11 protein-coding genes and 1 tRNA gene are annotated in these 13532 nt (G+C 43.8%); 8 read left to right on the top strand and 4 right to left on the bottom strand.

The window, feature by feature from the left end:
- The first annotated feature begins 7 nt into the window (after positions 1–7).
- The 4 genes from nadD (at position 8) to AC1DV1_RS02535 (ending at position 2180) form a co-directional block, all read left to right on the top strand.
- Positions 8–580: a nicotinate (nicotinamide) nucleotide adenylyltransferase gene (gene nadD / locus AC1DV1_RS02550; protein WP_477354778.1), complete on the top strand. Its 573-nt coding sequence runs from the start codon at positions 8–10 to the stop codon at positions 578–580.
- A gap of 17 nt (positions 581–597) precedes the next feature.
- The gene (locus AC1DV1_RS02545; protein ID WP_477354776.1) at positions 598–789 is read left to right on the top strand and encodes a hypothetical protein; all 192 of its coding nucleotides are present in this window, start codon (positions 598–600) and stop codon (positions 787–789) included.
- A 67-nt stretch (positions 790–856) separates the two neighbouring features.
- Positions 857–1456, top strand: a complete 600-nt coding sequence (locus tag AC1DV1_RS02540) for a MiaE family protein (RefSeq protein WP_477354773.1) — start codon at positions 857–859, stop codon at positions 1454–1456.
- Between the two features lie 22 nt (positions 1457–1478).
- Positions 1479–2180: a LytR/AlgR family response regulator transcription factor gene (locus tag AC1DV1_RS02535; protein ID WP_477354769.1), complete on the top strand. Its 702-nt coding sequence runs from the start codon at positions 1479–1481 to the stop codon at positions 2178–2180.
- 23 nt (positions 2181–2203) lie between these two features.
- Here the strand turns inward: AC1DV1_RS02535 and AC1DV1_RS02530 are convergent, their stop codons facing one another.
- On the bottom strand, positions 2204–2377 hold the full coding sequence (locus AC1DV1_RS02530) for a hypothetical protein (RefSeq protein WP_477354766.1): 174 nt from the start codon (positions 2375–2377) through the stop codon (positions 2204–2206).
- Between the two features lie 181 nt (positions 2378–2558).
- On the opposite strand from AC1DV1_RS02530, the gene AC1DV1_RS02525 reads away from it, so the two are divergent.
- Positions 2559–4886 (top strand): T9SS type B sorting domain-containing protein, encoded by a 2328-nt coding sequence (locus AC1DV1_RS02525; RefSeq protein WP_477354763.1) that lies wholly within the window; start codon positions 2559–2561, stop codon positions 4884–4886.
- Between the two features lie 95 nt (positions 4887–4981).
- Here AC1DV1_RS02525 and AC1DV1_RS02520 read toward each other — a convergent pair whose 3' ends face one another.
- Both AC1DV1_RS02520 and AC1DV1_RS02515 read right to left on the bottom strand, forming a co-directional pair.
- Positions 4982–6601: an FAD-dependent oxidoreductase gene (locus tag AC1DV1_RS02520; protein WP_477354760.1), complete on the bottom strand. Its 1620-nt coding sequence runs from the start codon at positions 6599–6601 to the stop codon at positions 4982–4984.
- Between the two features lie 3 nt (positions 6602–6604).
- The gene (locus tag AC1DV1_RS02515) at positions 6605–7315 is read right to left on the bottom strand and encodes an SAM-dependent methyltransferase (protein WP_477354758.1); all 711 of its coding nucleotides are present in this window, start codon (positions 7313–7315) and stop codon (positions 6605–6607) included.
- Positions 7316–7371: 56 nt separating this feature from the next.
- On the opposite strand from AC1DV1_RS02515, the gene AC1DV1_RS02510 reads away from it, so the two are divergent.
- The gene (locus AC1DV1_RS02510; RefSeq protein ID WP_477354755.1) at positions 7372–8088 is read left to right on the top strand and encodes a hypothetical protein; all 717 of its coding nucleotides are present in this window, start codon (positions 7372–7374) and stop codon (positions 8086–8088) included.
- 190 nt (positions 8089–8278) lie between these two features.
- On the opposite strand, the gene AC1DV1_RS02505 is transcribed toward AC1DV1_RS02510, so the two are convergent.
- Positions 8279–8755: an Lrp/AsnC ligand binding domain-containing protein gene (locus AC1DV1_RS02505; RefSeq protein WP_076373882.1), complete on the bottom strand. Its 477-nt coding sequence runs from the start codon at positions 8753–8755 to the stop codon at positions 8279–8281.
- A 151-nt stretch (positions 8756–8906) separates the two neighbouring features.
- Between AC1DV1_RS02505 and AC1DV1_RS02500 the strand changes: the two genes are divergently transcribed.
- Together AC1DV1_RS02500 and AC1DV1_RS02495 are read left to right on the top strand one after the other, a co-directional pair.
- A tRNA-Asp gene (locus AC1DV1_RS02500) sits at positions 8907–9018 on the top strand.
- 704 nt (positions 9019–9722) lie between these two features.
- Positions 9723–13145 (top strand): ThuA domain-containing protein, encoded by a 3423-nt coding sequence (locus AC1DV1_RS02495; RefSeq protein WP_477354752.1) that lies wholly within the window; start codon positions 9723–9725, stop codon positions 13143–13145.
- Positions 13146–13532 lie beyond the last annotated feature (387 nt).

The following is a 13532-nucleotide window of genomic DNA, read 5'->3' as shown; positions in this document are numbered from 1 at the left end:
CACTGAAATGAAAATAGGCTTACTGTTTGGTTCATTTAATCCAATACATATAGGGCACCTTATTATTGCCAACTACATGGCCAACCATACCACATTGGATAAGGTTTGGCTGGTGGTATCGCCCCAAAATCCGCTCAAAAAATATGGCGACCTGATTAATACCTACGACAGGCTGGAAATGGCCCGCCTGGCTACTGATAATGCCACCAACATTGCTGTAAGCGATGTGGAGTTGAGGCTGCCACAACCATCTTATACGATAGATACGCTAGCCCATCTTAAAGAAAAATACCCCGACCATGAATTTGCCCTTATCATGGGCTCAGATAACCTGGGAACCCTGCATAAGTGGAAAAACTATAAACTCATCCTGCGCGATTACCGCATTTACGTGTACCCCCGCCCCGGCTACGAAAACGCCGAACTGGCCGACCATCCTTCCGTAACCATTACCATGACACCACAGATGGAGTTATCGGCAACCTTCATCCGCAAATCCATCGCCGAAAAAAAGAACGTACAATATTTTGTACCTGATCCTGTTTTGAAATTTATTGAGAGCAAGAGTTTGTATAAATAAAAGTGAGCGAGAAAATCATGAAGTTAACAAAACAATGGGCGTACGATATTTTACAAACTATGCCGGAAACATTTTCGGCAAATGAGTTTATCGACAAAATCGCCATCAGCTATAAAATTGCAATGGCCCGGGAAGAAGTTAGAAATGGCGATTTTTTAACTGAAGAAGAAATGGACGCAACGATACAAAAGTGGTTGTTGGATAATTAAATTCATATTAATTTGCTCTCGATTCTTGATGCTAATTTCTTGACTCTATCTTCCTATATTTGTCCTCGTGAGCGAGAAAACTATACTTAAATTACAGTTACCAACTGATCCGCTTTGGGTTAAAAATGTGGTGGAAAGCAATATTGAAGAACTATTAACCGATCATGCTTATTGCGAGCAGAAGGCAGCTACTAACGGTATCACGCTTATTGTTCAAAACCCCAACCTATCCGACCTGGTGCAGGAGATGATTGCCCTTGTACAGGAAGAAATGGACCACTTTAAACGCGTGCATGAAATTATTGTAGCGCGCGGTTTTGTTTTAGGCAAAGAGCGCAAGGATAATTATGTAAATGAGCTGCGCAAGTTTATTATCATAGGCGGCGGCCGCGAGGCGCAGCTGATAGACAGGTTATTGTTTTCGGCGATGATAGAGGCACGCAGCTGCGAGCGCTTTAAGGTGCTATCTGAAAACATTAACGACACCGAACTATCCGGATTTTACCATGAACTGATGATAAGCGAGGCTACACATTATTCGATGTTTATACGGCTGGCCAAAAAATATGCTGTGGAGATAGATGTGGAACAGCGCTGGAAAGAGTTTTTGGCTTACGAAGCTAAAGTGATCCAGAACTACGGAAAAAGCGAGACAATACACGGTTAATCCATTTTTATAAATTAAAACTATGCTGCTTAAATGTATCGCAATTGACGACGAGCCCCTGGCATTAAAACTCATCGCCGGTTATGTTGCACGTTTCCCGTTTTTGCAGTTGCTGAATACTTTTGAGGATGCGATTTCGGGCGCCGAATTTTTGAAAAATACGCCAATTGACCTGCTTTTTATCGACATCAATATGCCAGATATTACGGGGATTGACCTGGTGCGCGCCCTAAAAGTTAAGCCCATGGTGATATTTACCACCGCCTATAAAAACTTTGCGTTTGAGGGTTTCGAACTGGAGGCTATTGATTATATCCTGAAACCTATCGATTTTAAACGTTTTGAAAAGGCCGTTGAAAAAGCGGTTGATTATCACCAATACAAAACCAGGCCCGCCGCGGAACAGGCCGACGAAAGCCTTTATGTATACTCGGAATACCGGATGGTGAAGGTTGATTTAAACACCATTGAGTATATTGAAAGCATGGAAGATTATATAAAAATTCATGTTACCAATGCCAAAACGGTGCTTACGCTGATGCCATTAAAAAAAGTACTGGAAAAGCTGCCTTCAGATAAATTTCAGCGCATCCACCGGAGTTATATTGTACCGGTTAATAAGATCCGGTCTATCCAGAACCGTAAGGTTAAACTATCCGACATTGAACTACCCGTGAGCGAGAGTTATCTCGATTTTGTCAGAAACTGGATGAAATCGCGTTAATAACCCGGTTTTTATTTATTCATCTATACAAAATGCCTGTTCGCCGATACACGGTTGGTTAATGACGCATTCCACCGCATCTTTACATCGTTATCCCAACGGCGTTGCAGGGCAAAGTTGGGGTTAACATACCCTTTTTTCATAATAGTTTCGATAAGGCGTCTGTGTTTAGGATACACAGGCGCTTTCTTTTTCATAGGTTTTGCGATTGGTTTGATTTGTGGAATTTTACAAATGCACGACTTGGCAGATTGCATTACCAGCTTTATCACATTGCTGCCCTAAAATGTCCCGAAAATCAATTGCCTCAAAATGACCAGCATACCTGCCTGCTAAATTCAAAACATTTTTGCTATAATTGTTTAACCTAAAGTTGAAATGATTAGGTATAAGCCAATTATAGCCCTGTTGCTATTCTTTTTATTATACACCAACAAGCCAGTGTTTGCGCAGCAAGCCCCAATCATTACGCCCAAGCCACCGGTTATATTACTTCAGCTTGATGCAACTGGCTATTATAAAAATAAAATTGAAGACCTTGCTTTAATCAACAAGAGCACAAATGACTCAGCAAACAGGGCCCTGTTACAGCCCGTCAGTTTCAATTGCAGCGATATCGGCAATCAGGACATTAAAGTTAAGGCTGTTAATAATGGTTTTATAAGAAGCTTAAAACCCAATGCCGTACAATTGCAATATCCAAATGGAGTAGCTTTTGATAGGGCAGGCAATTTGTTCATTTCCCAAAATAGCGGTTTTACTATTCAAAAAATAACGCCTCAAGGCGATGTATCTGCTTTTGCAGGTACTGGGGTACAAGGGTATGCTAATGGGCCCAAAACAACTGCAATGTTTGATGCTATGCAGGATATTGTTATTGATTCGGCCGATAATATTTATGTGAGCGATAGTCATAACCGGATCAGGAAAGTTACTCCCGGCGGCATGGTTTCGACATTTGCAGGCAAGGGAATACCCGGCGACGCCGATGACCAGGGCGAGAAGGCAATATTTAGAGATCCAGGTAAAATGGCTATGGACAAGGATCAGAATATTTATGTTGCCGATAGGGGTAATTTTAAAGTTCGCAAAATAAATCCGGGAGGCGTTGTAAGCACGCTTGCAGGCGACGGCAAGCAAGGCAATATTAACGGTAATGGCAAAATTGCGCGGTTTGGAGCAATCTGGGGATTAGCAGTTGATGCCGCCAATAATGTTTATGTTGCTGATAATACTTATTTTCAAATTAAAAAAATAACCCCCGACGGCACAGTTTCTGTGTATGCGGGGAGGGGTGTACAGGGAAACGATGATGGCGATAGATTAAGGGCATCGTTTGCAGCGCCTTTTGCAATAGTATTTGATGCTGATAGCAACCTGTGTGTGGGAGATTTATTTAGCATCAGAAAAATAACACCGGATGGTAAAGTAGTAACTATTGCAGGCGATAACGGCAGCTCGAATCCTGTAGACGGTAAAGGCTCCGCCGCCCGGTTTTCGATTTGTGAAGGCATGGCAATTGATCCCTGCGGAAATATTTATATTGCTGATTATGATAATCAGCTTATCAGAAAAATGACGCACGATAACATCGTATCCACAATAGCGGGCAACGGACCGTATTTTGTTTATACCGGTAATGTTGGCCCAAGTACTTGTACCTTTTCTACAGCCAATGTGCCGGTTTTTGTACAAAGCCGGCCAACCATCACCTCGGCCTTTGGCGATATAGATGTTACCGACTGTTCAAACCTGGCCAATTATACAATTAGGGCTACCGCTACTGATAACTGCCCTGGCAGTACTATAAGGTTCACGCAATCGCCCGATGCAAATACAGTACTGCAAAACGGGGTGCCCGTTAAGGTTACGCTTACAGCTATTGATAACTCTGGGGGCAGTAGCAGCATTACTTTTAACGTTACAGCCAAAAACGATATAGAGCCCCCTGGTCGTTCAGTATCTATAAGCCCCGCCCCGGCACTGGGCTGCCAGGGCGATTTTATTACTTTTACGGCAACAGTAAAAAACCCCGATGCAGGCACCCGTTACCAATGGCTGGTAAACGGGATAAACGCGGGAATAAACACACCGCAATTTGTAGCTGATAATTTAAAAACCAGCGATCTTGTCAATTGCGCGGTAACCACTGGTGGTGGCTGCGGAATTCCAAATCTGGGGTTTGATGCCGCTGTTACTATTAACCCATATCCAACAATCATTCTTAATCCGGCCGAGCAAATCATAGCAGGTAAAAATATTACGTTTAAGCCTGTTGTTTCTGGCAATATTGCCGCTTACAACTGGACACCCGCATATGGTTTGAGCAATCCAAATTCCCAATATGCGGTTGCAAGCCCGCAAAAAACCACAACCTATAAACTAAAAGTTACCTCAACAGATGGGTGCGTTGCCTCCAGCCTTGTCACCGTGACTGTTATCAATACTATTATACCTCCAAATACTTTTAGCCCTAATGGTGATGGGCAAAATGATACATGGAATATTAAAGGATTAGATAGTTACCCAAAGTCAGTTACGCAGGTTTTTAACCGCTACGGTAGTATAGTATATAAAAGCACTGGTTACCCCAATCCCTGGGATGGGCATTTTAATGGGAAGCCAATGCCCGCAGGTACCTATTATTACACCATCGATCTTAAAAACGGAACGATATTAACAGGATGGGTAATGGTGGTAAGGTAAGTATTAAGGTACTAATCCCCAGGGGATGGATTGTTAGCAGATTTGCGTTAAGATAATTAATTACGTGCCTTTAGTTTGTTTACCCGCACTATGCGTTAGTTGCTACAAACTACCTGCTGCCCACTGAAAAACCCCACCACATTCTGCAAATAATTATCCATCATATCTATATCCACCACATCATTTAAAAAGCCAATGTGCATATCCGGGCGCACGATGATGGCTTTTTTTTGATTGCCTTTAATCTCGAACGTATCAAATACGGGCTGGTTTTTGGCCGATGGGGGTAGGTAAAAAAAGTTGAGGTTGGCCGGGTATTTTTGGGTTATCCATTTGGCAAGGGTAAACAGGTCAATATCCTGAAGCTTGCCAAGCGCTATGATGGTAAAGCCGGGTTTGCTGCACCATTCGTGCAGGTCGGTTTCCTGTTGTTTCTTCTCGTCGAAAACTTTGAGGTAGGGCAATCTGTCGCCTGCTTTAATGCGGGTAGCATGGCTCAGGTTCAGGCTAATCTGGCTATTGCGATAGCTGATACCGGTTTGCGATATCCGTTTAAAAAACGCCTGCTTTGACTCGGGCTTGTTCCATGCGTTTTTCAGCAATACAGGCAGCAGCCATTTTTTAAATAGCCCAACAAACCAGTTGCGCGAAAGGATCATTTTAAAAATACGGTCGGTAGTGTTTAACAGGTCACGCGCCACGGGCATGCGCTCGGCGGCGTAACTATCTAAAATGGATTCTTTTAACTGGTTATTAACAACCCCTGTTAATTTCCAGGCCAGGTTGTAGGCATCCTGCAAACCGGTATTCATACCCTGCCCGCCAACCGGCGAGTGGATGTGCGCGGCATCGCCTATTAAAAAACAACGCTGCTCCCTGAATTTACCCGCCATGCGGTGATGCAGTTTATAAGTAGCAAACCAGTTGGTATGCGCTATTTTAATGCCCGCCCCGGTTATGGTATCCAGGTAAGGTAATACATCATCCATTTGCAGCCCTTCGCGGTTGTCAAACTCATTCGGCAGGTTACCCACAATACGGCAGTAATGCTCCTCGGGCATCAGGAAAAAAGCAGCGAACCCCTTTTTTGATAAATAGAGGCTCACTTTATCGCCCAAAACATCCTCTATTTTAACATCGGCTACATAAAACTGGTGTTGGTAGGTGTCGCCGTTAAAGGTTAGCTGTAATTGTTTGCGGATGGGGCTGCGTGCGCCATCAGCGGCTATCAACCAATCGCAGGTAAGCGTTTGCGTATCCGTGCCGGTTTGCAGTATCACGGTCGCCTTTGAGGCATCCTGCTTCGCACTTAGTAACGTAGTATTCCAGTAAACCGGGCAGCAGTTAAGTGTTAAATAATCAAGCAGCAGGCGCTCGGTTTTACTTTGCTGATACATATAAATGTAGGGGAAGGCCGTTTGCCCTTCGCCAATGCCATCAAGGGCTAAGGCCGCTACCTCAAACCCTTCCTGGTTAATAACTGCCCCGGCAACTGCTTTGCTGCCGGCAATCACCCGTTCAATAACGCCCATCTGCCTGAAAATCTCCATCGAACGGGCCTGTACCGCCAGCGCCTTCGACTTGTCGGTAGGCCCTTGCTTACTATCAATAATTACGGGCTGCACACCATAACGCAATAGCTGGGCGGCCATCATTAATCCCGATGGACCGGCGCCTACTATCAACACCTGGGTATGTTGCTGCGTAATCTGCATGCTTTATCCGTGGAAGAGTAAAAATATGGTGGGACGTTTATGCAGTTCGGGCACCTTCTTTTGCCAATCCATAATGGTTTTGGTTTGCACAAATTCGGTAGTAGCAGTCAAATCTGTAGCTATGCAAAGCTTTGTTTTGGGCGATGCTGTTTTTAACACCTCTTCCAATAAAGAGTTGTTGCGGAAAGGCGTTTCAATAAAAATCTGCGTTTGGTCAAGCCGGGTTGCCAGGCCTTCCAGCTCTTTTATTTTTTTACTGCGCAGTAGTTTATCAATAGGCAGGTAGCCATTAAAGGTAAAGCTTTGGCCGTTGAAGCCAGATGCCATCAGCGCTAATAAAATAGAGCTTGGGCCAACCAGCGGCACCACTTTAATACCCATGCGGTGGGCTTTATCTACAATTTCGGCACCTGGGTCGGCTATGCCGGGGCAACCGGCTTCGCTCATCAGGCCAACATCGTTACCAGCTTGTAAGCCTTTAAAAAAGTCGGCAGTGCCGGTTTCGCGGTTATATTTACCGTAATCATGTATGGCAAGTTCGCTTTGCGGGGTTTTCAACCCCGCCTCTTTTAAAAACTTGCGGGCGGTTTTCTCATTCTCAACAATATATTCCTTAATACCGTTAATAGTATCAACAAGGTAGGGGGTAAATGATTTTGCGGCCGCTTCTTCGGCAAGGGGCACGGGGATTAAATAAAGGGTTCCATAGGGCATATTGCAAAGTTGGTGTTTTTTGTTTAATTTAAGCTATTGAAAGGAGCCTGAAAAATATGAAACCACTGGGCGTTAACTGGTTTATTGAGGGATACATTGATTTTGAACATAAAAAGTATGTACTGCTAAATTATCTGCAGGAGATTAACCGCCATTTTGATAAAAGCAGGCTATATCCCAACCTTGCCGATTTGATTTTCCATTATAACAACCTGGTAGATTTTAAGAAAAATAAATCGCTCATGCAGCAGGCCTTTCCGCAACGCCTTACCCAGGCTGATATTGATGCCGTTAAGCTCACCTACCAAAAAATTATACAGGACGATCAAAGTATGCAGGAGATAGAGCAGATCATTGCCTATGCCATGGCCCAGATGAACCCCGCCATACAAATAGGTAAAGAAATTTATGACTTTGTAGAGAGCCGGTTGAATATAAACCCGATAGGCATTATGCCGCTGATGCCCTATCATGGCTATTTCTCGTTACGTAACGGCAAAGAACGTACCGGTTTCATTTACGAATACCAGATTACCATTTTTGAAGGCAAGGACGATAAATACCGTGGCATTAACATTAATTTTCTTGAAAATTATGAATACAGCATCGCGAACACTCCCGAGGCCATGAAGCTAAAACTCATCAACCGCAATAAATTTATGCCCAATCCGGCGGTATATTATGTACATAGCGATATTACGTTTCCGTTGGAGCAAACGCTTTTGCCAGTTGCCAAAAGGAGTTTGGTGAAGTATATATCGAACGCGGCGTAATCTGAACCGTAATTCAACGAATTTTTTGAATTAACAGAATTTCCGAAGTATGGCTTGTAATTAAATTCTGTTAATCCTTTAATTCGAGAAATTCCGGTCCTGACAATTAATTCCACAAAAAAGACCGTTATCCCGGGTATAAACCCAGATAACAGCCTCTTTTAAAAAATCGCGAATCGTTTGGTAATGGTTATTCTAAGGTAATCTGCCTCCTTATGCTTTCTTCAAGCGATATGAAGGTTTCGGTACGTTGAATGCCTTTTACACCCTGTATCTGTTCGTTTAAAACCTCGCGCAGGTGGGTGGTATCGTGGCATACAATTTTGGCAAAAATACTCCACTCGCCGGTAGTATAATGCAGCTCAACTATCTCTTTTATAGTTTTTAACTGTTTTACAGCCTCGTTATATTGCGATCCCTTTTCCAGGTAAATACCCAAAAAAGCGGTAATATCATACCCTAACTTTTGCGGATCTACCTCCAGACTGGCACCCTTAATTACACCCATCTCCTCCAACTTTTTCATCCGCACGTGTATGGTTCCGCCAGAAACTATTAACTCTTTAGCTATCTCGGTGTACGGCGTGGTAGCATTTTTCATTAATATTGATAAAATCTGGATATCGAGATTATCAATTTCTAAATTTTGAGCTTTTCTGTGGGACATAAATTTGAATATCTATATTGAAATACAAGTTTAATTAAAATTTGAATAAAAATAAAATATTTTTGTTGAAATATTTGCAAGGAATTGATAGGTCTCTTAAATTTGTATCAAGCAAGTGACAAATGCTGAGCGTTCTTTTAAAGAAAAACAATGTTGGGTGGTGAAATTTTTGGCAGACACACCTCCTTGTCCCGGTGGCGGAGATCATAGAAAACCCGAAGCGGGCTAACTACTCTGTGGAGGTTCGAATCCTTCCCCAACAGCAAATCCATGAAAGACGGGATTTATATCATGTAGGATGGTGAAATTTTTGGCAGACACACCTCCTTGTCGCGGTGGCGGAGAAATTGGGAAACTTTTAGCAATAAAAATAACCACTCCGTGGAGGTTCGACCCCTTCTCCTACAGCTCTTCTCATAATTTAGGTTTATAATTGGTTAGTAAAGGCCCCTGCCCATCAGGGGCTTTGCTGTTTTTAAAGGTTTTTTTCGGGCGTTCGAAAAATTTTCTACAAAGCATATTTCGATAAAGGACTACGCACCATGACAATAAAAAATCTATAAATAAGTTTTTAACCCCATAAACCACTCTAAATAGCCTTAATAATTATCATCATCCATTCATTATCTTGATTCTTGACTCTAATCTCTTGATTCTTTTCTTTGGCGTTACCTGCGGTCCGGGCTTTACGCTCATACTACACAGGCCTTAGCCACATTGGCCGGTATACGCTGCAATCCCTAACGCTTAATCGTCTGAAATCAGAATTTACAGAATTTTAAAATATCCAGAATTCTGTAAATTCTGATTCTGACAAATATTGTGTCATTGTTACACAATAGGTATTGACACTTCGATATTTAATTATAAATTTGATAAGTGCCAATAGATTGTATCATTTTGTCACAATAGCTCCTAAAAACCAAGTTCTAAACACCAGTTTAACACAAAATTCATAATAGTCGATATGAAAAAAATCGCCCTGTTGGTTCTTGTAGCCCTTAGCTGCACTTACTTGTCATGTAACAAAGCCAGGCCGGGTAAACCGCGCGTGCTTATATTTTCAAAAACCATGGGCTTTCACCATGCATCCATAGATGCAGGGATAGCCGCAATTCAAAAACTGGGGGAGCAAAATGGGTTTGATGTAGATACCACCAAAAGCTCCGCTATGTTTAATGATACAACTCTAGCAAAATACGCAACGGTTATATTTTTAAGCACTACAGGTGATGTGCTCGATTATCGGCAGGAAGCGGCTTTTGAACGCTATATACAGGCCGGCGGGGGCTACGTAGGCATCCATGCCGCGGCCGATACCGAGTATGATTGGGGATGGTATGGCCGCCTCATGGGCGATTGGTTTTACGACCACCCCGGCATTCACGATAAAAACCCTAACGTACAACCAGGCACCTACAATGTGGTTGATGCCGATAACGACGCCACCAGGCACCTGCCCAAAGTATGGAAACGTACCGATGAGTTTTACAGCTTTAAAAAGGCTTTGGCAGCCGATGTGCATGTTTTAATTACCCTTGACGAAAGCACATACAAAGGTGGTAAACGTATGGGGCTGCACCCAGCCACCTGGTATCATGATTTTGACGGAGGCCGCGCCTTTTACACCGCCATGGGCCATACCGACGAAACTTATAAGGATGACAATTACCTTAAAATGCTGACAGCCGGAATTAAATATGCCATTGGCGGAAATAAAGAACTGGACTACTCCAAAGCTAAAACCCAAACACCGCCCGAAGAGGACAGGTTTGTTAAAACCCAGCTTTCGACCGGTGAGATTTTTGAGCCAACCGAAATGACCGTACTGCCCAATCTTGACATACTTGTTATACAACGCCGGGGCGAGATTATGCGCTATGACCATGCTACCCAAAAAGTAAAACAAGTAGGCTTTTTTGATGTATACTGGAAAACACTGCACACCCCGGGCACAAATGCCGAAGAAGGTATGCTGGGCCTTGCTAAAGATCCCGATTTTGCCAACAACAATTGGGTGTACATTTATTACAGCCCGGCCGATAGTTCGGTTAACCGCCTGTCGCGCTTTACGTTTAAGAACGATACGCTGGATAAAAAGACTGAGAAAGTGATACTGGAAGTAAAAGCCCAGCGCGAAATTTGCTGCCACACGGGTGGTTCAATAGCCTTTGGACCGGGGCCTGATAAGATCCTGTTTTTCTCGGCTGGTGATAACTCCACCCCTTTTGATGAAAAAGCACAAAAGTATGTAACCAGCGGTTATGCTCCCTTGGATGACCGCCCGGGGCATTTACAGTTTGATGCCCGCCGGTCGGCAGGGAATACCAACGATTTACGCGGTAAAATTATGCGTATCAAAATTAAGGACGATGGTACTTATGACATCCCCGAAGGGAACCTTTTCCCTAAAGGCACGCCAAAAACCCGTCCCGAAATTTATGTAATGGGCGACAGGAACCCTTACCGCATCTCTGTAGATCAAAAAAATAGCAACTTATACTGGGGCGAAGTTGGCCCGGATGCACATAACGATAGCCTGGACACCCGTGGCCCAATGGGTTACGATGAAATAAACCAGGCACGCCATGCTGGTAACTTTGGCTGGCCATATTTTGTGGGTGATAACAAACCATATCATATTTATGATTACGCCACAGGTAAATCGGGTCCTGCATTTGATCCTAAGCACCCGGTAAATAACTCGCGCAATAATACAGGGTTAACAGATTTACCTCCTGCGCAACCGGCATTTATCTGGTATCCTTACGGCCCCTCGGCCGATTTTCCGCAGGTTGGTGCCGGTGGCCGTAACGCCATGGCAGGCCCGGTTTATTATACCGATATGTACCCGGCCGAAACCCGTTTGCCCGATTATTATAATGGCAAGTTTTTGGCTTATGAATGGATGCGCGGCTGGATAAAAGCCGTAAGCCTAACCCCCGAAGGTGATTTTGATAAAATGGAGCCCTTTTTCCCTGGTCTTAAATCAAATTCGATGATTGATATGGAGGTTGGACCCGATGGCAGGCTTTACGGCCTGGAATATGGCAGCGGCTGGTTTACGCACAATCCCGATGCGGGCTTATTCCGGATAGATTATATTAAAGGGAACAGGCCGCCGGTAATAAGCAGCGTAAAGGTTGATAAAACAACAGGTTTGTTGCCTTTCACAGTAAAATTAACTGCCCAGGCCAAAGACCCCGAAGGAGATAAAATAACCTATAGCTGGAAAATGGGCGACGGGACTACCAAAGAAACCGATGCCCCGGAACTTAGCTATACTTACACCAAGGCAGGCGATTATAAAATAAGTGTTGAAGCCAAAGATGCAGAAGGCGCTGCAAGCAAGGGCAGCCCGGTTAACGTTTATGCAGGTAACGAGCAGCCCGTTGTTTCGGTAAAACTCACCGGTGGCAATAAATCATTCTTCCTGCCGGGTGTTCCGCTTAGCTATGCAGTTACCGTTACCGATGGCGCGGCAACCAGCAAGGTTGATGCAAAACGTATTATAGTTAACGTTGATTATATTGATGGCTATAAAAAGCCTGTTGAAGCATCCCAGCTGGAGCAAACAGCGCCCGAAAATACCGGCAAAACGCTTATGCTGAGCATGGATTGCAAAAGCTGTCATAAAGAGGTTGGCAAATCAATAGGCCCTGCGTTTATTGATGTAAGCAACAAGTACCAGAAAGACCCTGATGCCATGAATAAGCTAAGCCAGAAGGTTATCAAAGGTGGCGCTGGCGTTTGGGGCGAAACCGCCATGTCGGCCCACCCAAGTATCAAAAAGGGCGATCTGGAACAGATTATTGGTTGGGTAATGTCGTTAGGAAAGGACAGCCAGAAAAAATCCTTGCCGCCAACAGGCACTATCATGCCTGATCCGGGCAAAACACCATCGGCTACTTTGGTATTAACAGCTAAGTATACAGACGATGGTACCGATGCAATTAAAGCCTTAACCGGTACCGGCGTAGCTACATTAAACAGCAGCAACTACCTGTTCACGGGCGCCGAAAAGACAAACGGCTTCACCGGGTTTAAGTACAACGGCATGAATTTGATGATCATTCCGCCGGGCGAAGGCTGGTTTGAGGTTGACGATATTGACCTTACCGGCGTAAAATCAGTAAACCTGACTACATTTTGGCAGGCAGCACCAACGTATGGTTTCAATTTTGAACTTCATGCTGATGCGCCGGATGGTAAGCTGATTGGCAAAGGAGGCATGCCAACACCTGCAAAAGACCAAAAGGGAGGCATGGCGCATGTAGCGGTTACCCCGGTAACTGATGGGAAAATGCACAAGCTGTTCTTTATTTATAAACCGGTAAAACCGGGTGCCCTGACGGCCGGTGTTACGGGCTTGATATTTAGCGCGAAATAAAAACTTCGCCACAACTTTTGAGAAGGCGACTTTAAACAAGAAATCCCGGTAGTTAAACTTGCCGGGATTTCTTGTTTAATTTATAACTATGCATTTTAGCGATCAGGAAATTATCAATGGATCTTGCCTGTTGTCCCAAAAACAAATTACCACAATTGTGTGATCATATATTTTATATAGCATTGAGCAATTTTTATGAAGCACACACCTCCTCAGCTGTGTATGTTCTTCGGCAACCGGATACAAGTAAGGTGTGGAAGATATTGTTTTTAAAGTAGAGGCGACTTTGTTTTTAAATTTCTTTACAAATCCGTTACCCCATCTTGTACGAAGTTGTCCAACAATATTTTGAAATGTTTCTTCGGCTTCAGGAGTAAACCTGATATC

It is taken from the genome of Mucilaginibacter sp. P4_D1 (assembly GCF_056401935.1).
The sequence above is the reverse complement of the archived record's forward strand: the minus strand, read 5'-3'. Positions and strand labels throughout refer to the sequence as shown.